We start from the raw sequence: 20,046 nt of genomic DNA on the forward strand, positions 1-20,046 counted from the left end.
CGTCGTCCCGCTTTCCGGCCCCGACAAGCGGTACGTCGGCCAGCGCGCCGGCCGTAAGGGGCCGGGCGGTGCGACGGCACCCCTCAGGGGGCTTCCGGGGCCCCCGTCGCTCCCGCACCGGGCCCGGGCCCGGGTTCCGGGTCCGGGCCCGCCCACGCCCACGCCGAGGCCGGGTCGGGGGCCGACGGGCCCGTCGGGACCCAGTGGCCCGCCTCGCGGTGGTACGGCCACCAGCGGCCCTCCCGCCCCAGCCGGAGCTGGAGCCCGGCGTCCGCCGCCGTCCAGCGGGCGCGGACCCGGCGGAGCACCGGCGCTTGCGCGTCCGCCCAGGCCGTGGTGAGCGCCGCCCGGGCCCGGGCCAGCGCCGCCCGGTCCGGCGTCCAGTCGTCCTCCAGCGCCGCGAGGGCGGCTGCCCGGCCGAAGCCCCAGGCCCGTACGGCCAGTTCCATCGCGGCCCGGTCCCTGCCGAGAGCCGCCGCCAGACGGGACCTGACCCGGACGTCGCCGGCCTCGGCCGTGAGCCGTACGGCGTCTTCGACGGTCGTGAGCGGGGCCGTCGGGGCGCGCTCGGCGTGCCCGGGAGCCAGCGCACCCGCCAGCAGCCGGTACGCCTCGGCCGCGGCGGCCTGCGCCAGGAACTCCACCCCGTCCACGTCCAGCCCGGCCGGTTCGGCCTCCGTGTCCAGCGTCGGCGGCTGGCCCGGCGCCTCCGGCAGGGCGGGCGGTGCGGGCAGCGGGGCGGGGCCGCCCCGGGCAGCCCGGGCTTCGTGTGCGGCGTACGCCTCGGCGGCCGCGATGCCCGGCATGCCCCGCATGCCCGGACCGCCCCGGCCGCCGGCCGCGCGGGCGCCGGTGTCGGCGGGCGCCGGCTCGGAGTCCGCCCCGGAGGCCCCCTCGATGTCCGCCCCGGCGGTGCTGCGTTCCTCCAGCTCGTCCAGGAGCCCCCGCTCACCGCGGCCGCGCAGGAGCAGCAGCACGAAGGGGTCCTGGTCCAGCAGCCGGGCCACCTGGTAGCACAGCGCCGCCGTGTGCGGGCAGTGGTCCCATTCCCCGCAGTCACAGCGCGGGTCGAGGTCCCCGATTCCGGGCAGCAGCTCCGCCCCGGCCTCCGCCGCGTCCTCGGCCAGCTCCGGCGGCACGTCCCGGTCCAGGAGCGCCGCGATGTGCCCCGACTCGGCCGCCGCGAGCCCGAGCAGCCGGTCCCACTGCGCCTCCGTGAACTCCTGCACGAGCACGTCGGTGCGGTGCGCCGTCCCGTCCCGGTCGCGCACCACCGCGGTCAGCCCGCCCGGGCGCACCGAGACCGCCCCCACCGCGCCGGTGCGCGCGTACCGTCGGCCCTTCTTGACCTGCTCCCCGTCGAGCGCGCTGTGCTCCAGGGCGCGCAGCCAGGCAAGGCCCCACCAGGTGTGCGCGAAGCCGCGGCCGGGCGGGGTGGGCGGGAGCGCCGCAAAGGTCTTCTCGTACGGGTCCCCGCCGGTCATCCGTCACTCCCCGCGGCCGGGCGCAGGGCCACGAGCTCGGCCAGTTCGGCATCGGTCAGTTCGGTCAGCGCGCCCTCGCCGCCCGCGAGGACGGCGTCGGCGAGCGCGCGCTTGCGCTCCAGCATCTCGGCGATCCGGTCCTCGATCGTGCCCTCGGTGATGATCCGGTGGACTTGTACGGGCTGGGTCTGGCCGATCCGGTAGGCGCGGTCGGTGGCCTGTTCCTCGACGGCCGGGTTCCACCAGCGGTCGTAGTGGATGACGTGTCCGGCGCGGGTCAGGTTCAGGCCGGTGCCCGCCGCCTTGAGGGACAGCAGGAAGACCGGGACCTCGCCGTCCTGGAAGCGGTCGACGAGCTCCTCACGGCGCGGCACCGGCGTCCCGCCGTGCAGCAGCTGGGTGGCGATGCCGCGCGCGGCGAGGTGCTTCTCCAGGATCCGGGCCATGGCCACGTACTGGGTGAACACCAGGACCGAACCGCCCTCGGCGAGGATCGTGTCGAGCAGCTCGTCCAGGAGTTCCAGCTTGCCGGAGCGGCTCCCGGCAGGTGTGCCCGTGGTGCCCGGGGTGCTTGTGGTGCCCGTGGTGCCCGCGCCGGGCCGGTCCAGGAACTGGGAGGGGTGGTTGCAGATCTGCTTGAGGGAGGTGAGCAGCTTGACCACCAGGCCGCGCCGCTCCATCCCGTCCGCCTCCGCGATCGAGGCGAGCGTCTCGCGTACGACGGCCTCGTACAGCACGGTCTGCGCCGGACTCAGGGCAACGGCGTGGTCGGTCTCGGTCTTGGGCGGCAGTTCGGGCGCGATCCCGGGGTCGGACTTCTTGCGGCGCAGCAGGAACGGCCGTACGAGCGCGCCCAGTCGGGCGGCCGCCTGGGGATCGCGCCCGCTTTCGACGGGGTCGGCGTAGCGGGTGCGGAAGGTGCCGAGGCGGCCGAGGAGCCCGGGAGTCGTCCAGTCGAGGACGGCCCACAGTTCGGACAGGTTGTTCTCGACGGGCGTTCCGGTCAGGGCCACGCGGGCCGGAGACGGGATGGTGCGCAGGGCCCTGGCGGTGGAGGAGCGGGGGTTCTTGACGTGTTGCGCCTCGTCGGCGACGACCATGCCCCAGCGGGCGGCGGCGAGCGCGGCCGCGTCGAGGCGCATCGTGCCGTACGTGGTCAGCACGAACCCGCCGGTGACGCCGGCCAGGCTGCGGCCGGGGCCGTGGAAGCGGCGCACCGGGGTGCCCGGCGCGAACTTCTCGATCTCCCGCTGCCAGTTGCCCAGCAGGGAGGCCGGACACACCACCAGGGTCGGCCCGGCGGTGGCGCCGGCGGTGGCGGCCTGGTCTGGGGCGTTGCGGTGCAGATGGAGGGCGATGAGCGTGACGGTCTTGCCGAGGCCCATGTCGTCGGCCAGGCAGGCACCGAGGCCGAGCGAGGTCATCCGGGCCAGCCAGCGCAGGCCGCGCAGCTGGTAGTCCCGCAGGACGGCCCGCAGCTCCGGCGGCGCGTCGGGGCCCTCGGCCCGCGACGGGTCGGCGGTGAGCCGCGCCCGCAGCTGTTCGAGGGCGCCGGTGGCCTCGACCCCGACCCGCTTGCCGTCCAGGTCCGCCGACCCGGTGAGTACGGCCGCCAGCGCGTCCGCGACGGAGACCTTGCCGTCGCGCCGGGCGCGGGCCCGGCGGGCCTCGGCCGGATCGATGAGGACCCACCGGTCGCGCAGCCGGACCAGCGGGCGGCTGGCTTCGGCGAGCCGGTCGAGCTCGGCGGCGGTGAGGTCGCCCTGGCCGTCGAGCGCGTAGCGCCAGCCGAAGGAGAGCAGGGAGCCGGGGGAGAGCAGGCCGGAGGGTGCGGACAGGGGGGAGGCGGAGCCCGTGCGGCCGGTGGGCCCGGAGGGGTCGGCGGAGCCCGCGGGATCGGCGGACCCCGCGGGTTCCTGCGCTCCGAGGACGGCGCGGGCGGTGAGGGTACGGGCGAACCCGCGCGGCCAGTGGACCTGTACCCCGTCGGCGGCCAGGGCGCCGCAAGCCGCACCGAGCAGTTCCGCGACCTCCTCGTCGGCGAGCCCGACGGCGTCCGGCACGGCCGCGCCCAGCAGCGGGTCGAGCGGGGGCCACAGCCGCGCGGCGCGGCGCAGCGCGCGCAGGGCGTCCAACCGCGCGCGGGGCGGGAAGGCGGCCGCGGCGGCTCCCGAGCCGGCCCAGACGTCGGCGGCGTCGGCGACCAGGGCGGTGTCGGCCATGCTGTGCATCTGGAGGACGGCCCGGAAGGCGGCGCCGGCGAAGTCGGCCGGGTCGGAGGGGTCGCCCCCGTCGGAAGGGTCGCCCCCGTCGGAGGGGGCGCCGGAGGCCCCGACGAGTTCGATCCGCAGCGAGATCCGTACGCCCGCGTCGTGCCCGGCGGCCACCTCGGCGGCCCAGTCGCGCAGGCCCGGGTGTAGCCGGGGCTCCCGGGCGGCGTAGGCGGGCCCGCCCGCGGCGGAGGGCGCGGCGGGGGAGCGGGGCAAGGTGTCGGCCACGGCGTCGAGGAAGGCCCGCAGCAGGGTCTCCGGGGCCGGCAGCCGCGGCGGTCCGTCCGCGTTCAGGGGCACGCAGTGGGCCCCGGGGGGCATGGCGGCGGCGAGTTCCCGGACCGCTTCGAGATCCGCGGGCGCCAGCGGCCCGATCCGCCAGGCGTCGTGCCCCCCGGGACTCAGCCCGGGCAGGAGCTGCCCGCGGGCCGCGAAGCCCAGGGCCAGCAGCGCGGCGGCGCCCCAGAAGGCCGCGGCGGAGGGGTCGGAGCCTGACGCGGCGGCCCGCGCGCGGGTGAGCAGCGGCAGGGCCTCGCCGACGGGCAGGAGGAGCGCGGTCACGGAGCCGCGGCGCAGGTCGGGCGTGACGACGGTCAGCCCTTCGAGCCGGCCGAATCCGGCACCGGCGCCGACACCGGCACCGGCAACCGCGCCGACACCGGCACCCCCACCCGCACCCCCATCCGCACCGGCACCGGCACCGGCAACCGCGCCGCCCCCCGCACCCGTACCGGCGCCGACGCCGGCCCCCGCACCGGCTTCGGCCCGGGTGCGCGGAGCCTCACCATCCGGTTGCCAGAACGCGATCCGGCCTGCGCGTGACGGGTCGGCCGGAAGGAACACGGCGGAGCCGCGGAGGAGTTGACCGGGGCCGGAGATCTCAGGAAACACGCATTCTTCAAACTTGACTACTGAATGCAGGGTGGCCGAGAGTACCCCACCCCGGGCCCCTGAAGGCACTGGACGGGCCGTGACCCGGGTCACTTTTCGGCCGGTCTGCGTGTCGGGGAACGAGGGGTCGGGACGGCGCGTTGAGGGGGTAGTGGTCAACGACAGAAGGAGGTGTCCGCAGATGTCCACGAGCGGAAAGGTCGCGGTTGCCGGAGTCGTGGCAGCCATCGTGTTGTTCTGGGCGGTCGGGTTCTGGGCGGGACTGCTGGTCCTGATCGGTGTACCCGCTGCCGCCTACCTCCTGCTGGACTCCTCCCAGCGCCGTCGCCTCCGGGGTATATCCCGGAAGCAGATCGGCCGCTGACAACGGCCTCCACGCGTCTCCCGGCGGCAGGTACGGCGGTCCCGGGAGCCGCGGCGGTCACCCGTGCGGTGCCGCGCGACGCGAGCGCGTCCCGCCGGAGCAGGGGGAAGCGGGCGTGCCCCGGCGGCCGTCCGGCCCGCCGCCAAAGCCGCGGCCCGGTAGCGGTCGACCACCTGATCGGGATGGCCGCCGGCTCAGGCCGGGCGGACCGCGACGCGGTCCAGCGCCGCCAGCAGCTCCGGCAGATCCGGCCGCCCCTCCCGGGGGACCGCGAGCACCTCACCCGGCTCCTCGTCGAGCAGGACGAACGCCGCGCCGCCGGTCCGCGCCACCAGCGACCAGCCGGCCCCGTCCGCGCGCAGCGTCCGGGCCCCCTCGCCCGCGAACGAGGAACGCACGCGGCCGGGCGGCGGCGGGGTGCGGGTGTATCCCGCCGCCTCCTCCAGCGCCCGGGCCAGCCCCGGATGCTCCGCGGCGGCCACACCGCCGTCCGTCGCCACGCGCTCCTGCCAGTCCGGCCACTCCCGGGCGACCTGGTCCGCGCCCATCCGCCGCTGGACCGGCCCCCAGGTCTCGGCCGAGGGCGGCGCCAGCGGCACCCGCCCGGTGCCGTCCGCACCCTGCTCCGGGTCGTGCGGCGCGGGGATCCCTGGGGCCGCCACCGAGAGCTCCAGCGGCCAGCCCGCCAGCGAGACCACGATCGTCCGCTCGTCGGGGGACAGGTCGTACTCCATGCCGCAGTCCCAGGAGGCGATCGCAGCGGCCACCAGCGTGACGTCGTCCACGACGACCGTCCAGCGCGCGCCCTCCTCGTCCTGGCCGAGCACCAGCCCGTACCCGTCCCGGGCCGGCGCCACGCCCAGCAGGGAGCAGGCCTCGGGGAAGTCGTCACCCAGGATGCTCGGGAACTGCGCGGGGGTCATCAGTACGGCGGTCAGCACGTACAGCGAGCCGCCATCCTCGTCGTCGGACACGTGGCCTCCCGTTGGCACTCTCGATGGCGCACCCTAACCAGCGGGTAACCCGCCCGTCGAGAGCCTGCGGGTGACGATTTCCAAGGCCGCTACCTGCACGTAGAGTTGGGAACCCGCCACAGAAAGGGACATCCGGTGCAGCGTTACGACCGGCTGAGGGAAATCCTCCGGCTCGACCCCGATCGGGACTTCCTCGCCATCTACCGGCTCACCACCACCTACGAGTTCCCCTGGGACTTCACCAGAGCCCTCGAGCTCGCCCTCCTGCGCACCTACGCGGTCCCTTCCATCGGCCGTCTGCTGGCCGAGACCGCGGAGTTCACCGACCGGGCCCAGCGCCGCTACGACGACACCGCGCTGCTCCTCGACGCGGTCGTGGAGCACGGCTTCGAGAGCGACACCGCACGCACCGCGATCCGCCGCGTCAACCAGATGCACCGCAGCTACGACATCTCCGGCGACGACATGCGCTACGTCCTCTGCACGTTCGTGGTCGCCCCGGCGCGCTGGCTGGACGCGTACGGATGGCGCCCGCTGACCCACCACGAGCGCAGGGCATCGGCGAACTACTACGCCACCCTCGGCCGCCACATGGGCATCACGGACATCCCGGACTCCTTCGAGGGATTCGAGGCCACGCTGGACGCCTACGAGCGGGCCCACTTCGGCTGGGACGAAGGCGGCCGCAAGGTCGCCGACTCCACCATCGACCTGATGGCCTCCTGGTACCCGGCGCCCCTGGCCCCCGCATTGCGCGGCGCGAGCCTCGCCCTCCTGGACGAGCCGCTGCTGGACGCCTTCCGCTACGGGCGCCCCAACCCGGGCGTCCAGCGGCTGGTCCGCGGCGCCCTGCGACTGCGAGGCCGCGCCGTACGGCTGCTGCCGCCGCGCCGGACCCCGCACTACGCCCGGCAGAACCCGGAGATCAAGAGCTATCCCGGCGGCTACGACGTGGGCGAGCTCGGCACTTTTCCCGTGCCCGGCGCGGGCGGATGCCCCGTACCGCATCCCCGCCGGCCCGCCGGAGCCGAGGCCCAGCCTCCGGCGTGATCCGGGGTACGTCCGCGCGTCCCGGGCGCGGGGCCGACGTACAAGATCGTGCACAGGAGCGTTCGCCGGCCCGTGTCACCGGCTCGTTCCACCGGGCCGTTCCGCCGGCTCGTTCCGTCGGCTCGTTCCACGGGCCGTTCCGCGGCTCGGCTCATGCGCGGCGTACGGCCAGCATCAGGAAGCGGGCGCCCTCGTCGGCGTACGAGGTCATGTCCCAGCCCGAACCGGCCAGTAGCGGACGGAGGTTGGGCTCGGCCCGCATGTCCTGCGGGGTGAGTGCGCGGCCGTGGCGCGCGGCGAGGGCGGCCCGCCCGATCGGGTGGAAGAGCGCGAGCCGGCCGCCGGGGCGGACCACCCGGGCCAGCTCACGCAGGTTCGCCCCCGGATCCGGCAGGTGGGCGATGAGCCCGGCGGCGAACACCCCGTCCAGGGACCCGTCGCGCAGCGGCAGCCGGGCGACGTCCGCGAGCAGCAGCGCGCCCTCGGCCGCCCGGCCCGCGCGCTGCGCGGCGGCCAGCATCTGCGGGGTGAGGTCCGCGCCCAGCACGGTCCCGGCAGGCCCCACGGCCGCGCGCAGGGCGGGCAGGGCCCGACCGGTGCCGCAGCCCGCGTCCAGGACGCGGTCGCCCGGCCGCAGCCCGAATTCGGCCACGGCGGTCGCGAAGGCGGGCCCGTCCCCGGGGAACTTGCGGTCCCAGTCGGCGGCGCGCGCCCCGAAGAACTCCTGCACGTGTGTGTGGTCTTCGCTCATGCGCCCATGATCCCCCACCGGTGCCGACGCCGGGGCGTGCGGACCGTGTGCAAGGTGGCACGTGGCGTGATCGAAGACAAACGTATCTCTGTCATATTCCAGCAGTTCCAGCGGCTTTCGAAATGCGCCCCCTGTTCGCGCCCTCACCCGGACTAGCGTCCGTTGGCCATGGGACACCTGGACCACGCCGCCTACGGCTGGCTGACACCCGCGCTGTCATACGTGATGGCATCGATCGGCGCCGCCCTCGGCCTGCGCTGCACCGTCCGCGCGCTCGCCGCGACCGGCACCTCCCGCCGCAACTGGCTCCTCACCGCGGCCTCCGCCATCGGCACCGGCATCTGGACGATGCACTTCGTCGCGATGCTGGGCTTCGACGTCATCGGCACCGAGATCCACTACAACGTGCCGCTGACCATCCTCAGCCTCCTCGTGGCGATGGCGGTCGTCGGCGCCGGAATCTTCGCCGTCGGCTACGGCAGGAGCCCCCGCCGGGCCCTCGTCCTCGGAGGCCTCACCACCGGCGTCGGCGTCGCCAGCATGCACTACCTCGGCATGGCGGCTCTGCGCCTGCACGGCGAGATCTCCTACGACCCGCTCGCGGTCGGGCTCTCCGTCGCCATCGCCGTGGTCGCCGCCACCGCCGCGCTGTGGGCGGCGCTCCACATCAAGTCGCCGCTGGCCGTGGCCGGCGCCTCGCTCGTCATGGGGGCCGCCGTCAGCAGCATGCACTACACCGGGATGCTGGCCGTAGCCGTCCGGGTCACCCCCTCTGAAGCCGCGCTGCCCGGAGCCACCGCCACGCAGTTCATCTTCCCCCTCGCGGTCGGGCTCGGCTCCTACCTGTTCATCACCGCCGCGTTCGTCGCGCTCTCCCCGACCGCCGACGAACGTGCCGCCTCCGACTCCGCCCAGAACCTGGGCGAACGGGCCGTCGCGCACTGAGCGGGCCGGGGTCCCGTGGCACCGAGCGCCGCGGGACCCGTCCGGCCCGTCCCACCGCGGCACGCCGGCACCGCAACGCCCGACACCGCAGCACGCACCACCGCAGCACGCACCACCGCAGTACGCACCACGGCACCCGTAGGCACCGCAGTACGTACCACCGCACCCGTAGGCACCGCCCCGGAACGAGGAGCCCATGCGCACACCCCGCAGAAGACCGGAAGCAGCGGCGCAGCGGCTGCCCGCGCCCCCGGCCCGCGGCCGCCGGGCGCACGCCGGGCCCCCGGCGGAGGAGGCGGCGCTCCCCGAGGCCGCCCCGCGCAGCGGGCCCGGCCCGGCAACCCCGCACGGCGACCGCCCCCGGCTGCGTCCCCGTACCGTCCGCGCGAAGATCGTCTCGCTGCTGATGGTCCCGGTCGTCTCCCTCCTCGCCCTCTGGGCCTTCGCGACCGTCAGCACCGCCCAGGACATCGCCCGCCTCAGCCGCGTCCAGCGGATCGACGCCGAGATACGCACCCCCGTAGCCGCCGCCGTCACCGAGCTCCAGGCCGAGCGACGCATCGCCGTCCGCCTGCTCGCCGACCCCGCCGCCGACCAGCGGGCCGCCCTCGACCAGCAGGCCCGCCGCACCGACGGCGCCGTCCGGCGGCTGCGGCTCGGCGACCGGCACACCGTCGCCGACTCCGGCGGGCACCGCGCCGACATCGTGGCGCGCCTGGGCGGGTTCGTCACCGCCGCCGAGGCACTGGCGCCGGGCCGCGAGGACATCGCCGGCCGCCGCACCACCCCCGAAACCGCCTACCAGGTGTACACCCGGGCCGTCGACGCGGCCCTGGCCGTGGACGGGGCCCTGGCCGTGGACGGGGCCCTGGCCGTGGACGGGGCCCTCACCGGCGGGGAGGGCGCCGAACTGGGCCCCGACGCACGGGTCCTCCTCGAATTCGACCGGGCCGGGGAACTGCTGTCGCGGGAGGACGCGCTGTTCGCCCTGCCGGGCCAGCGCGACGCCGAAACGCTTCGGCAGCTGACCGGTGCCGTCGAGACCCGCCGTACCCTCACCGACTCCGCCGCCCGCGACCTCCCCGCCGGGCCGCGGGCCTCCTGGCAGGCCGTCGCCGCGAGCGCCGTCTACGCCGACCTCACCCGCGCCGAGGACCGCGCGCTGGCCGCCGGCACGGCCCGCGAGGCCCAGGGCGCGCCCGCCGGATGGGAGGCCGCCCACGCCTCGGTCGGCTCCTTGATGCGGGAGATCGGCGAAGCGGCGCGCGCCGCCGCGGCCGACCGCGCGGACCCGTTCGCCGAAGGAGCGCTCAGCGCGGCCGGGGCCGCCGTACTGCTCGGTCTCGCCGCCGTCGCCGCCTCGCTCGTCATCTCCGTCCGCATCGGGCGCGCGCTGGTCGTGGAACTCGTCTCGCTGCGCAACACGGCCCTGGAGATCGCGCGCCGCAAACTCCCGGACGCGATGGACCGGTTGCGTGCCGGCGAGGAGATCGACGTCGCCGCCGAGACCCCGCCCGGCACACCGGCCGGCGACGAGATCACCCAGGTCGGCGAGGCCCTGGCCACCGTCCACCGGGCCGCGCTCAGCGCCGCCGTAGAGCGGGCCGAACTCGCCAGCGGGGTCTCCGGGGTGTTCGTCAACCTCGCCCGCCGCAGCCAGGTCCTCGTGCACAAGCAGCTGACGCTGCTCGACTCCATGGAACGGCGCGCCGACGACCCCGGCGAGCTCGGCGACCTCTTCCGGCTCGACCACCTCACCACCCGGATGCGCCGGCACGCCGAAAGCCTGATCATCCTGTCGGGAGCCGCCCCGGGACGCGCCTGGCGCATGCCGATCCCCCTCACGAACGTCGTCCGGGCCGCGGTCTCCGAGATCGAGGACTACCCGCGGGTCGAGGTGCGCCAGCTCGCCGAGGCCGCCGTCGCCGGCGGCGCCGTCGCCGACCTCACCCACCTGCTCGCCGAACTCATCGAGAACGCCACCCAGTTCTCCCCGCCCCACACCAAGGTCCGCGTCAGCGGCGAGCCCGTCGGCGCCGGCTACGTCCTGGAGGTCGAGGACCGCGGCCTGGGCATGGGCCGCGGCTCCCTGAACGACGCCAACCGCCGCATCGAGCAGTCCGAGGCGCTCGACCTCTTCGACAGCGACCGGCTCGGACTGTTCGTGGTCAGCCGCCTCTCGGCCCGCCACGGGATCCGGGTCCACCTGCGCACCTCACCCTACGGAGGGACCACTGCCGTGGTGCTCCTGCCGAACTCCCTGCTCCAGGGCGCCCTCACGCCCGGCGCCCCCGCCCCGGAGCCCCAGGCGCCGCCAGCCGCCCGCTCCGCCGCGGAGCAGCCGTCCTCCGCCCCGTCCGTACGGGGGGACGCACGCGCCCCGGCCGTACGGGAGGCTCCGCGTGCCTCGGCCGTACGGGAGGAGCCGCGTGCGGCCGGGCTCCCCGACCGGAACCCCGGAGGGCCGGAGCAGCGCCCCGCCCCGGTGGCGTCGCTGCGGCCGCGCGCCCCCGGCGGCGCGGTCACCCGTACACCCGCGGCCACGGCGGGCGGGCCGCCCGCGGCCCGCGGCGTACCGGACGCCTCGGTGACGGACCTGCCGCGCCGCGTACGCCAGGCCAGCCTGGTCCCGCAGTTGCGCGAGGCCCCCGAGCCCGAGCCCGCGGCCGCCGCCCGCGGCCCCGAGGACCCGCCGGGCCGCAGCCCGGAACAGGCCCGGGACCGGATGGCGGCCTACCGGGACGGCTGGGCCCGGGGGTTCCGGGAGAACGCCTCCCACACAGCCAGTGAAGGAGAAGAACGATGATCGAACACCAGAGAACCGGCCTCGACGGGGCCCGCGGGCCGGGCGGGCTGGACTGGCTCCTGGACGACCTGGTGATGCGAGTCCGAGAGGTCAGGCACGCCGTCGTCCTGTCCAACGACGGGCTGGCGGTCGGCGCCTCGAGCGCGCTGAGCCGCGAGGACGCGGAGCACCTGGCCGCCGTGGCCTCCGGCTTCCACAGCCTCGCCAAGGGCGCGGGGCGGCACTTCCACGCCGGGGGCGTGCGCCAGACGATGGTGGAGATGGACGAGGGGTTCCTCTTCGTGGCGGCGGCGGGCGACGGCTCGTGTCTGGCCGTCCTCAGCGCCGGCGGCGCGGACATCGGCCTCATCGCCTACGAGATGGCCCGGCTGGTCAAGCGGGTCGGCGAGCACCTCCACACCCCGGTCCGGCTCGCGGCGCGCCCGCCGGCCGCCGGCTGAGGGCGGCGGTCCGGGACATGGACGGCCAGTGGTACGACGCCGACGCGGGCCCGCTGGTCCGCCCGTACGCCATGACCGGCGGACGTACGAAGCCGGGACCGCACGGGGTGCGCTTCGACCTGATCGCGCTGGTCGTCGTGGACCCGGAGGGAACCGACTCGGACACCGAGGCGCTCCTCGGCCCCGAACACCGGGCGCTGCTGCGGCTCTGCCGGTCCGAGACCCAGTCGGTGGCGGAGCTCGCGGCCGACGCCGACCTGCCCGTGGGAGTGGTGCGGGTCCTCCTCGGGGACCTGCTGGAGGGCGGGCACGTCAAGGTCAGCAGACCGGTGCCGCCGGCCCAGCTGCCGGACGAGCGGATTCTGCGTGAAGTCATCGAGGGATTGCGAGCGCTGTGATGGGACGACACGACGAGGGGCCCGCCGACCGGGTCCCGGACACGGATGCCGCCGACACCCGGGGCGCCGACACCGGGGCCGGGTACACCGGGGCCGCGGACTCCGGTGTCGCCGACACCGATCCCGGCGACGACGGGGAACTGGCCGCGCTGGCACTGAAGATCCTGGTGGCCGGCGGTTTCGGGGTCGGGAAGACCACGCTGGTGGGCGCCGTGAGCGAGATCCGTCCGCTGCGGACGGAGGAGGCACTGAGCGAGGCGGGCGAACTGGTCGACGACACGGGCGGGGTGGACCAGAAGACGACCACGACCGTGGCCATGGACTTCGGGCGGATCACCATTCGGTCCGGGCTGTCGCTGTACCTGTTCGGGACGCCGGGGCAGGACCGGTTCTGGTTCCTGTGGGACGAGCTGTCCCAGGGGGCCCTCGGCGCCGTGGTGCTCGCCGACACACGGCGGCTGGAGGACTGCTTCCCCGCGGTGGACTACTTCGAGCACCGGCGGATCCCGTTCGTCGTCGCCGTCAACTGCTTCTCGGACGCGCGGCGGTACGGGGCGCACGACGTGTCGCGGGCGCTGGACCTGAACCAGGGCACGCCGGTGCTGCTGTGCGACGCGCGGGACAAGGACTCGGGGAAGGAAGTGCTGATCAGGCTGGTCGAGTACGCGGGGCGGGTGCACACGGCCCGGCTGCTCGACTCGGTGGAGCCGCGGGCCGACTCGGTGTGAGCCGGCCCGCGGGGAGCGGCGGCGCCCACCACTGCGTCGGGCTGTCCGTCAGTCCGCGACCGCGGCGGTGGCGATGACCTTGTCGATCGTGACCCGGACGAGGAGCTCGCCGGGGACGGCGTTGCGCCGGCCGAAGGCCTCGGCGCGCTCCTCGCCCATGTAGCGGGCGCCGATCCTGGTCGCCCAGGTGAGCATCGCGTCCGGGTCGTCGGCGTGCTCGCTGATCTCGGCGCGGCCCTGGAGGATGACGTAGGAGAACGGCGGCCGGTCGTCGTCGACGCAGAGCGCGACCCGGCCGTCACGGGCCAGGTTCCGCCCCTTGACGGTGTCCTTGCCCGTGTTGAACACGAAGGAGTCGCCGTCGAGCACGAACCAGACGGGGGCGATGTGCGGACTGCCGTCCTCGCGGACGGTGGAGAGTTTGCCGGTACGGGTGGAATGAGAGGCGAACGCCCGCCATTCCTCTTGCGTCATCTTCTTCGCCATGGGGACATCCTCCTTGTCGGAAAGGCGCTGGTGGGGAAGGCTTGCGGCACGACTACGCGGGGGTGGGGCGCGGCCACGGCGGCGGCGCCCACGGGAGGGGCTCGAAATGGCACTGGACAAGCAGCTCGACTGGCTGCTGGACGACCTGACGCGCAGGGTCCAGCAGGTGCGGCACGCGGTGGTGCTGTCCAACGACGGCCTGGTGACGGGCGCGAGCGCGGGGCTGGCGCGGGAGGACGCGGAGCACCTGGCGGCCGTGGCGGCCGGTCTGCAGAGCCTGGCCAAGGGCTCGGGGCGGCACTTCCGCGCCGGGGAGGTCCGCCAGACGATGGTGGAGTACGACGAGGGCGTCCTGTTCGTCATGGCGGCGGGCGCGGGCAGCTGCCTGTGCGTGCTGAGCGCCGCCGAGTCCGACATCGGCCAGGTCGCCTACGAGATGACTCTGCTCGTCAACCGGGTGGGCGAGCACCTGGGGGTCGCGGAGCGGCGGTTGACCGGCGGCTGAGCCGCCCCCCCCGCCCCAGGGGGACTGTCGCCTCCGGAAGTTGTCCACAGGCATCGCGGAGTGTCGTCGCGCTGAGTTACGGTCTTCACACAGAGTAATCACCGCTCGTGGGGGAGGATCGTGATGATGCGCATGGGGACCGTACTTCGAAGCGATGTGGCGGAGCGTCCCGGCGTGGACGCCGCCGGGACCGTGGACGCCGCCGGGACCGTGGCCAAAGCCGGGACCGCGGCCAAAACCGTTGCCGTGGCCGCGGCCGTGGACCCGCCGGTGGACGGATGCGCGGGGGCGTCGGTGGGCGGGGTGCAGGCCGCCGGGGAACTGGGCCTGAGCCGGAGCGAGTTCGCCCGCGCCGTCCAGTTGGGGATCGTACGGGCGGGCCCGGCCGCCGGGGGCGCCGCGCGCTACGCCCGGACCGAGCTGGACCGGGTGCGGGCCGCCGAGGGGCCGCCGGCCGCCCTGCGCGGCCGGGTCGAAGCCGTGGCCGGGGCGGAGGCCGCGGCGGCGGTACTGGGAGTCGGCCCGAGCCGGTTCACCCGGCTCGCCCGGTGCGGGCACCTCATCCCGGTCGGCTACCGGATCAACCGCTACCGGGCGGTGGTCTGGCTCTACCTGGCCGGGGAACTGAGGGAGTTCGCGGCCCGAGAGCCGGGGGCGCTGCGCACCGCCGCGCCCCCGGCGGACCGGGAACTGATGGCGGCCAAAGCGGACCTGCGGCCGCGGAAGTGGCGCGGCCGGCACGTGGGGCTGCTGCTGAGAGGTACCGCGGACCCGTGGGAACAGGCAGCCGTGCTGGCCTCCGTACTGCCGGAGGACGTGGTGCGCGACGCCGTTCCCGATCCGGCGGAGCGCATCGTCCTCGCGGCCCTCGGCCCGCCCCCTCCGTACGGGCACCCGCGGACTCCTGTGGCCGCGGCCGTGGCGGAGCGGCTGCTGAGGGCCGAGGCGCCGGAGGAGGTCCACTGGTACCGCACCGGCCTGGACTCGGCCCTGGCCGGGGCCCGCGGTCAGTCGAAGCCGACGGGGGAGAGGGGGCCGACGTAGACCCAGGCACCGTCCTCCCGGGCGAAGGCGCTGTGCTCGTGCAGGGAACCGGCGTGCCGGCCCTCGCGGTAGTGCGCCCGGAACTCCACCGAGCCCTCCGTCTCGAACATTCCGCCGCGCTCGGTGGCCAGGATCTCCAGCCGGTCCCAGCGCTGTTCGGGGTCCAGGTCGAGGCGGCCGGGCCGGGTCGAGGGATGCCAGGAGCGCAGCAGGTACGCGGTGTCGCCGACGGCGAATGCGCTGAACCGGGAGCGCATCAGCCGTTCGGCGGTGGGGGCCTGCCCGGCGCCGGAGTGGAAGCGGCCGCAGCACTCCGGGTAGGCGGCGGACAGCCCGCAGGGGCAGGGGAGGGCCGGGGTGGGCATGGGCGTGCTCAGTTCTCGGGAGAGGCTTCGGAGACGGGGGAGGTCCGGGACGGCCGGGGCGGCCCAGCGGAGTACGGGCGGAAGAGGCCTTCCTGGACCACGGAGACCAGCAGCCGGCCCTCCACGTCGTAGATGCGGCCGCGGGCCAGGCCCCGGCCGCCGTGCGCGATGGGCGACTCCTGGTCGTACAGGAACCACTCGTCCGCCCGGAACGGCCGGTGGAACCACATGGCGTGGTCGAGGCTCGCCATGTCGAAACCGCGCATCCCCCACAGGGGCTCCACCGGGATGCGCACGGCGTCGAGGAGGGTCATGTCACTGGCGTAGGTGAGGGCGCAGGTGTGCACCAGCGGGTCGTCGCCCAGCGGGCCGACGGCGCGCATCCACACCGCGCTGCGCGGATCGGCGTCCTTGAGCTCCTCCGGAGTCCAGCGGAGCCGGTCCACGTACCGGATGTCGAAGGGCTGGCGGCGGGCCATCCGCTCCAGCGCCTCGGGCAGCGCACCCAGGTGCTCGCGGATCTCGTCCGCGACCTTCGGGAGCGTGTCCGGATGGGGGAAGTCGAGGCGGGGCGGCAGCTGGTGCTCGATGCCGCCCTCCTCCGGACGGTGGAAGGAGGCGGTGAGATTGAAGATCGTCTTGCCCTGCTGGACCGCGGTGACCCGGCGCGTGGTGAAGGACCGCCCGTCGCGCACCCGCTCCACCTGGTACACGATCGGCACCCCGGGAATGCCGGGGCGCAGGAAGTACGCGTGCAGCGAGTGGACCGGGCGGTCGCCCTCGGTGGTGCGCCCCGCGGCGACCAGCGCCTGGCCGGCGACCTGGCCGCCGAAGACCCGCTGGAGGGACTCCTGCGGGCTGGCGCCGCGGAAGATGTTGACCTCGATCTGCTCCAGGTCGAGCAGGTCGACGAGTCTCTCGGCGGGGTTCGTCATCAGGGGATCTCCACTGTCTGGTCCGGCGGGTCCGGCGGGGCTGAGGGGGCTGGCGGGAGGCTGTGGGCGGTCAGAGCTGGCCGAGTTCGCCCACCGAGGTGACGCGCAGGACCGCACGGCCCTCCTCGTCGGAGGCGGCGAGGTCGACCTCGGCGCTGATGCCCCAGCCGTGGTCCCCGTTGGGGTCCGCGAAGGTCTGGCGGACGCGCCACAGGCCGTGCGCCGCGTCCTCCTCGATCTGCAGGAGCTTGGGACCGCGCGCGTCCGGGCCGGTGCCCAGGTCGTCGTACTCGTCCCAGTACCCGTCCATGGCCTCGCCCCAGGCGTCGGCGTCCCAGCCGGACTCGGCGTCCAGCTCGCCCAGCACGTTGACGTGGTCCAGGGCGGCGAGCTCCACCCGGCGGAACATGGCGTTGCGGACCAGGACGCGGAAGGCGCGCGCGTTGGCGGTGACCGGCTTGACCTGGTCCGCCTTCTCCTGGGCCTGCTCCGCCGTCTCCACCTCCGGGTTCGCCAGCTGCTCCCATTCGTCCAGCAGGCTGGAGTCGACCTGGCGGACCAGCTCGCCGAGCCAGGCGATCAGGTCCTGGAGGTCCTCGGACTTCAGGTCGTCGGGGATGGTGTGGTCCAGCGCCTTGAACGCGCCGGCCAGGTAGCGCAGCACGATGCCCTCGGTGCGGGCCAGCTCGTAGAAGGACGTGAACTCGGTGAAGGTCATCGCGCGCTCGTACATGTCGCGGATGATCGACTTCGGGGAGACGGGGTGGTCGCGGACCCACGGGTGGCTCTTGGCGTACACGTCGTAGGCGTGGAAGAGGAGCTCTTCGAGCGGCTTGGGATAGGTGATGTCCTGGAGCCGCTCCATCCGCTCCTCGTACTCGACCCCGTCGGCCTTCATCTGGCCGATGGCCGTGCCGCGCTCCTTGTTCTGCTGCGCGGCGAGGATCTGGCGCGGGTCGTCGAGCGTGGACTCGACGACGGACACCATGTCCAGCGCGTAGGAAGGGGATTCCGGGTCCAGCAGGTCGAACGAGGCCAGCGCGAAGGTCGACAGCGGCTGGTTGAGCGCGAAGTCCTGCTGGAGGTCGACGGTGAGCCGGATGGTGCGGCCCTCCGCGTCGGGGGTGTCCAGCTTCTCGACGACCCCGCCGTCCAGCAGCGAGCGGTAGATCGCGATGGCCCTGCGGATGTGCCGCAGCTGGGCCTTGCGCGGTTCGTGGTTGTCCTCGAGGAGGTGGCGCATCGCCTTGAAGGCGTCGCCGGGCCGGGCGATGACCGACAGCAACATGATGTTGGTGACCTTGAAGCGCGAGGTCAGCGCCTCCGGGTCGGCGGCGATGAGCTTCTCGAAGGTGGTGTCCGACCAGGCGACGAAGCCCTCGGGGGCCTTCTTGCGCACCACCTTGCGGCGCTTCTTCGGGTCGTCGCCCGCCTTCGCGAGGGCCTTCTCGTTCTCGATGACGTGCTCGGGCGCCTGGGCGACCACGTAGCCCGCCGTGTCGAAGCCGGCCCGGCCGGCGCGGCCGGCGATCTGGTGGAACTCGCGGGCGCGCAGCGTCCGGACCCGGTTGCCGTCGTACTTGGTGAGGGCGGTGAAGAGCACGGTGCGGATGGGCACGTTGACGCCGACGCCGAGGGTGTCGGTACCGCAGATGACCTTCAGCAGACCGGCCTGGGCGAGCTTCTCCACCAGGCGCCGGTACTTGGGCAGCATGCCGGCGTGGTGCACGCCGATGCCGTGCCGGACGTAGCGGGAGAGGTTCTGGCCGAACTTGGTCGTGAAGCGGAAGTTGCCGATGAGCTCGGCAATCTTGTCCTTCTCCTCGCGGGTGCACATGTTGATGCTCATGAGCGACTGCGCCCGCTCGACCGCCTGGGCCTGGGTGAAGTGCACGATGTAGACCGGCGCCTGCCGGGTCTCCAACAGCTCGGTGATCGTGTCGGTGATCGGCGTGGTGACGTACTCGTACGACAGGGGGACCGGCCGGGTGGCGGAGCGGACCATCGAGGTCGGCCGCCCGGTGCGCCGGGTCAGGTCCTCCTCGAACCGCTTCATGTCGCCGAGGGTCGCCGACATCAGGATGAACTGCGCCTGCGGCAGCTCCAGCAGCGGGATCTGCCACGCCCAGCCGCGGTCCGGCTCGGCATAGAAGTGGAACTCGTCCATGACGACCTGGCCGATGTCGGCGTGCTTGCCGTCGCGCAGGGCGATGGAGGCGAGGACCTCGGCGGTACAGCAGATCACCGGGGCGTCCGAGTTCACGGAGGCGTCGCCGGTCAGCATGCCGACGTTCTCGGTGCCGAAGAGCTTGCACAGGTCGAAGAACTTCTCCGACACGAGCGCCTTGATGGGGGCCGTGTAGAAGGTCACCTTGTCCTGGGCCAGCGCCGTGAAGTGCGCGCCCGCCGCCACCAGGCTCTTGCCGGAGCCGGTCGGGGTGGAGAGGATCACGTTCGCGCCGGAGACGACCTCGATCAGCGCTTCCTCCTGTGCCGGGTACAGGGTGATGCCCTGGCCCTCCGCCCACGAGGAGAAAGCCTCGAAGAGGGCGTCGGGGTCGGCGTTCGGCGGGAGCTGATCAATGAGGGTCACACCCCCCATCTTGCCTGGCTTCACCCCGGATGCGGGAACCGGCGGACGGAAGGAAGATCGTCAACGGTACGCTGTGCCGTCGATGCGGGCCGATCGACACCGTCGACGGGGCCCGGCCACCACACCACCGGGGCGGGGAACGACCATGATGGGTCCGGCGCACTCACTGTCCGGCGCGGCCGCCTGGCTGGGGGTGGGAGCGGCGACAGCGGCCGCCGGACGTCCCATGCCGTGGCCGGTCCTCGTCGTCGGCGCGCTGATCTGCGCCGGAGCGGCGCTGGCCCCCGACCTCGACCACAAGTCCGCGACGATCTCGCGTGCCTTCGGCCCGCTCTCCCGGGGGCTGTGCGAGGTGGTCGACAAGATCTCCTACGGCGTCTACAAGGCCACCCGCTCCCCGAGGGACGCCCGCCGCACCGGCGGCCACCGCACCCTGACGCACACCTGGCTCTGGGCGGTCCTGATCGGCGCCGGCGGCTCCACGCTGGCCGTCACCACCGACCGCTGGGGGGTGCTGGCGCTCCTCTTCGTCCACCTGGTGCTGGCCGTCGAAGGCCTGCTCTGGCGGGCCGCGCGGATGTCCAGCGACATCCTCGTCTGGCTGCTCGGCGCCACCAGCGCGTGGATCCTGGCCGGCGTGCTCGACCAGCCCGGCAACGGCGCGGGCTGGCTGTTCGAAGCCCCGGGCCAGGAGTACCTGTGGCTCGGCCTGCCGATCATGCTCGGGGCGCTGGTCCACGACATCGGCGACGCCCTGACCGTGTCCGGCTGCCCCGTCCTGTGGCCGCTCCCGATCGCCGGCAAGCGCTGGTACCCGATCGGCCCGCCGAAGATGATGCGCTTCCGCGCGGGCAGCTGGGTGGAGCTCAAGGTCCTGATGCCGGTGTTCCTGCTGCTCGGCGGTTTCGGCGGCGCCTCCGCCCTCGGCTTCATCTGATCCGCCGCACCTGGCATCCCCGCACCACGTACCGGGCTCCGGCCCCCGCGGCCGCGGGGGCCGGAGCCCCGTACGCGCCG

Annotated in this window: 18 protein-coding genes; 10 read left to right on the top strand and 8 right to left on the bottom strand. The window is 74.5% G+C overall.

All coding sequences use genetic code 11. The annotated features are described in order from the left end of the window. Window positions 1-83: 83 nt before the first annotated feature. Window positions 84-1,484, bottom strand: a complete 1,401-nt coding sequence (locus OTB16_RS06930) for an SWIM zinc finger family protein (protein ID WP_267719020.1) — start codon at window positions 1,482-1,484, stop codon at window positions 84-86. Further along, window positions 1,481-4,645, bottom strand: coding sequence for a DEAD/DEAH box helicase (locus OTB16_RS06935; protein WP_420717636.1), 3,165 nt, complete (start codon window positions 4,643-4,645; stop codon window positions 1,481-1,483). Before OTB16_RS06935 ends, OTB16_RS06930 begins: the two co-directional genes overlap by 4 nt. Before the next feature lie 181 nt (window positions 4,646-4,826). On the opposite strand from OTB16_RS06935, the gene OTB16_RS06940 reads away from it, so the two are divergent. Continuing rightward, a complete protein-coding gene (locus OTB16_RS06940) occupies window positions 4,827-5,009 on the top strand; it encodes a hypothetical protein (RefSeq protein WP_215150480.1) in 183 nt (60 codons plus the stop codon). A gap of 194 nt (window positions 5,010-5,203) precedes the next feature. On the opposite strand, the gene OTB16_RS06945 is transcribed toward OTB16_RS06940, so the two are convergent. Continuing rightward, a complete protein-coding gene (locus OTB16_RS06945; protein ID WP_267719021.1) occupies window positions 5,204-5,983 on the bottom strand; it encodes a hypothetical protein in 780 nt (259 codons plus the stop codon). A 135-nt stretch (window positions 5,984-6,118) separates the two neighbouring features. Here OTB16_RS06945 and OTB16_RS06950 point away from each other — a divergent pair, with 135 nt between their 5' ends. Continuing rightward, a complete protein-coding gene (locus tag OTB16_RS06950; protein WP_267719022.1) occupies window positions 6,119-7,033 on the top strand; it encodes an oxygenase MpaB family protein in 915 nt (304 codons plus the stop codon). A gap of 151 nt (window positions 7,034-7,184) precedes the next feature. Here the strand turns inward: OTB16_RS06950 and OTB16_RS06955 are convergent, their stop codons facing one another. Next, complete coding sequence (locus tag OTB16_RS06955) at window positions 7,185-7,784, bottom strand: class I SAM-dependent methyltransferase (RefSeq protein WP_267719023.1); 600 nt, start codon at window positions 7,782-7,784, stop codon at window positions 7,185-7,187. Between the two features lie 168 nt (window positions 7,785-7,952). Here OTB16_RS06955 and OTB16_RS06960 point away from each other — a divergent pair, with 168 nt between their 5' ends. The 5 genes from OTB16_RS06960 (at window position 7,953) to OTB16_RS06980 (ending at window position 13,101) form a co-directional block, all read left to right on the top strand. After that, window positions 7,953-8,729 carry an MHYT domain-containing protein gene (locus OTB16_RS06960; RefSeq protein WP_267719024.1) on the top strand — a complete coding sequence of 259 codons (777 nt, stop codon included), beginning with the start codon at window positions 7,953-7,955 and terminating at the stop codon, window positions 8,727-8,729. 196 nt (window positions 8,730-8,925) lie between these two features. Then, window positions 8,926-11,535 (top strand): sensor histidine kinase, encoded by a 2,610-nt coding sequence (locus OTB16_RS06965; RefSeq protein ID WP_267719025.1) that lies wholly within the window; start codon window positions 8,926-8,928, stop codon window positions 11,533-11,535. Further along, the gene (locus OTB16_RS06970) at window positions 11,532-11,975 is read left to right on the top strand and encodes a roadblock/LC7 domain-containing protein (protein ID WP_267719026.1); all 444 of its coding nucleotides are present in this window, start codon (window positions 11,532-11,534) and stop codon (window positions 11,973-11,975) included. Before OTB16_RS06965 ends, OTB16_RS06970 begins: the two co-directional genes overlap by 4 nt. 17 nt (window positions 11,976-11,992) lie before the next feature. Then, the gene (locus OTB16_RS06975; RefSeq protein WP_267719027.1) at window positions 11,993-12,373 is read left to right on the top strand and encodes a DUF742 domain-containing protein; all 381 of its coding nucleotides are present in this window, start codon (window positions 11,993-11,995) and stop codon (window positions 12,371-12,373) included. Further along, entirely contained in the window at window positions 12,373-13,101 is a 729-nt protein-coding gene (locus tag OTB16_RS06980) for a GTP-binding protein (protein ID WP_267719028.1), read from the top strand. Before OTB16_RS06975 ends, OTB16_RS06980 begins: the two co-directional genes overlap by 1 nt. A 48-nt stretch (window positions 13,102-13,149) precedes the next feature. Here OTB16_RS06980 and OTB16_RS06985 read toward each other — a convergent pair whose 3' ends face one another. Beyond that, entirely contained in the window at window positions 13,150-13,587 is a 438-nt protein-coding gene (locus OTB16_RS06985) for a PPOX class F420-dependent oxidoreductase (protein WP_267719029.1), read from the bottom strand. 106 nt (window positions 13,588-13,693) lie between these two features. Here OTB16_RS06985 and OTB16_RS06990 point away from each other — a divergent pair, with 106 nt between their 5' ends. Continuing rightward, window positions 13,694-14,092 (top strand): roadblock/LC7 domain-containing protein, encoded by a 399-nt coding sequence (locus OTB16_RS06990; RefSeq protein ID WP_267719030.1) that lies wholly within the window; start codon window positions 13,694-13,696, stop codon window positions 14,090-14,092. A gap of 132 nt (window positions 14,093-14,224) precedes the next feature. Continuing rightward, a complete protein-coding gene (locus tag OTB16_RS06995; protein WP_267719031.1) occupies window positions 14,225-15,136 on the top strand; it encodes a DUF6397 family protein in 912 nt (303 codons plus the stop codon). Here the strand turns inward: OTB16_RS06995 and OTB16_RS07000 are convergent. The 3 genes from OTB16_RS07000 to OTB16_RS07010 form a co-directional block, all read right to left on the bottom strand. Next, window positions 15,100-15,501 (bottom strand): YchJ family protein, encoded by a 402-nt coding sequence (locus OTB16_RS07000; RefSeq protein ID WP_267719032.1) that lies wholly within the window; start codon window positions 15,499-15,501, stop codon window positions 15,100-15,102. The two genes, OTB16_RS06995 and OTB16_RS07000, sit on opposite strands and share 37 nt — an antisense overlap. Window positions 15,502-15,509: 8 nt before the next feature. After that, the gene (locus tag OTB16_RS07005) at window positions 15,510-16,436 is read right to left on the bottom strand and encodes an acyl-CoA thioesterase (RefSeq protein ID WP_267719033.1); all 927 of its coding nucleotides are present in this window, start codon (window positions 16,434-16,436) and stop codon (window positions 15,510-15,512) included. A gap of 70 nt (window positions 16,437-16,506) precedes the next feature. Then, window positions 16,507-19,029, bottom strand: coding sequence for a DEAD/DEAH box helicase (locus OTB16_RS07010; protein ID WP_267719034.1), 2,523 nt, complete (start codon window positions 19,027-19,029; stop codon window positions 16,507-16,509). A gap of 145 nt (window positions 19,030-19,174) precedes the next feature. Here OTB16_RS07010 and OTB16_RS07015 point away from each other — a divergent pair, with 145 nt between their 5' ends. After that, window positions 19,175-19,966: a metal-dependent hydrolase gene (locus OTB16_RS07015; RefSeq protein ID WP_267719035.1), complete on the top strand. Its 792-nt coding sequence runs from the start codon at window positions 19,175-19,177 to the stop codon at window positions 19,964-19,966. Window positions 19,967-20,046 lie beyond the last annotated feature (80 nt).

It is taken from the genome of Streptomyces antarcticus, assembly GCF_026627255.1.
GTDB lineage: Bacteria > Actinomycetota > Actinomycetes > Streptomycetales > Streptomycetaceae > Streptomyces > Streptomyces antarcticus.

Excerpts from the sequence above, each read along its gene's own strand:
- OTB16_RS06965 (WP_267719025.1), top strand. The coding sequence starts at position 8,926 with ATGCGCACACCCCGCAGAAGACCGGAAGCAGCGGCGCAGCGGCTGCCC.
- OTB16_RS06985 (WP_267719029.1), bottom strand. The coding sequence starts at position 13,587 with ATGGCGAAGAAGATGACGCAAGAGGAATGGCGGGCGTTCGCCTCTCAT.
- OTB16_RS07015 (WP_267719035.1), top strand. The coding sequence starts at position 19,175 with ATGATGGGTCCGGCGCACTCACTGTCCGGCGCGGCCGCCTGGCTGGGG.
- OTB16_RS06960 (WP_267719024.1), top strand. The coding sequence starts at position 7,953 with ATGGGACACCTGGACCACGCCGCCTACGGCTGGCTGACACCCGCGCTG.
- OTB16_RS06980 (WP_267719028.1), top strand. The coding sequence starts at position 12,373 with ATGGGACGACACGACGAGGGGCCCGCCGACCGGGTCCCGGACACGGAT.
- OTB16_RS07000 (WP_267719032.1), bottom strand. The coding sequence starts at position 15,501 with ATGCCCACCCCGGCCCTCCCCTGCCCCTGCGGGCTGTCCGCCGCCTAC.
- OTB16_RS06970 (WP_267719026.1), top strand. The coding sequence starts at position 11,532 with ATGATCGAACACCAGAGAACCGGCCTCGACGGGGCCCGCGGGCCGGGC.
- OTB16_RS07005 (WP_267719033.1), bottom strand. The coding sequence starts at position 16,436 with ATGACGAACCCCGCCGAGAGACTCGTCGACCTGCTCGACCTGGAGCAG.
- OTB16_RS06930 (WP_267719020.1), bottom strand. The coding sequence starts at position 1,484 with ATGACCGGCGGGGACCCGTACGAGAAGACCTTTGCGGCGCTCCCGCCC.
- OTB16_RS06955 (WP_267719023.1), bottom strand. The coding sequence starts at position 7,784 with ATGAGCGAAGACCACACACACGTGCAGGAGTTCTTCGGGGCGCGCGCC.
- OTB16_RS06990 (WP_267719030.1), top strand. The coding sequence starts at position 13,694 with ATGGCACTGGACAAGCAGCTCGACTGGCTGCTGGACGACCTGACGCGC.
- OTB16_RS06975 (WP_267719027.1), top strand. The coding sequence starts at position 11,993 with ATGGACGGCCAGTGGTACGACGCCGACGCGGGCCCGCTGGTCCGCCCG.
- OTB16_RS06995 (WP_267719031.1), top strand. The coding sequence starts at position 14,225 with ATGGGGACCGTACTTCGAAGCGATGTGGCGGAGCGTCCCGGCGTGGAC.
- OTB16_RS06940 (WP_215150480.1), top strand. The coding sequence starts at position 4,827 with ATGTCCACGAGCGGAAAGGTCGCGGTTGCCGGAGTCGTGGCAGCCATC.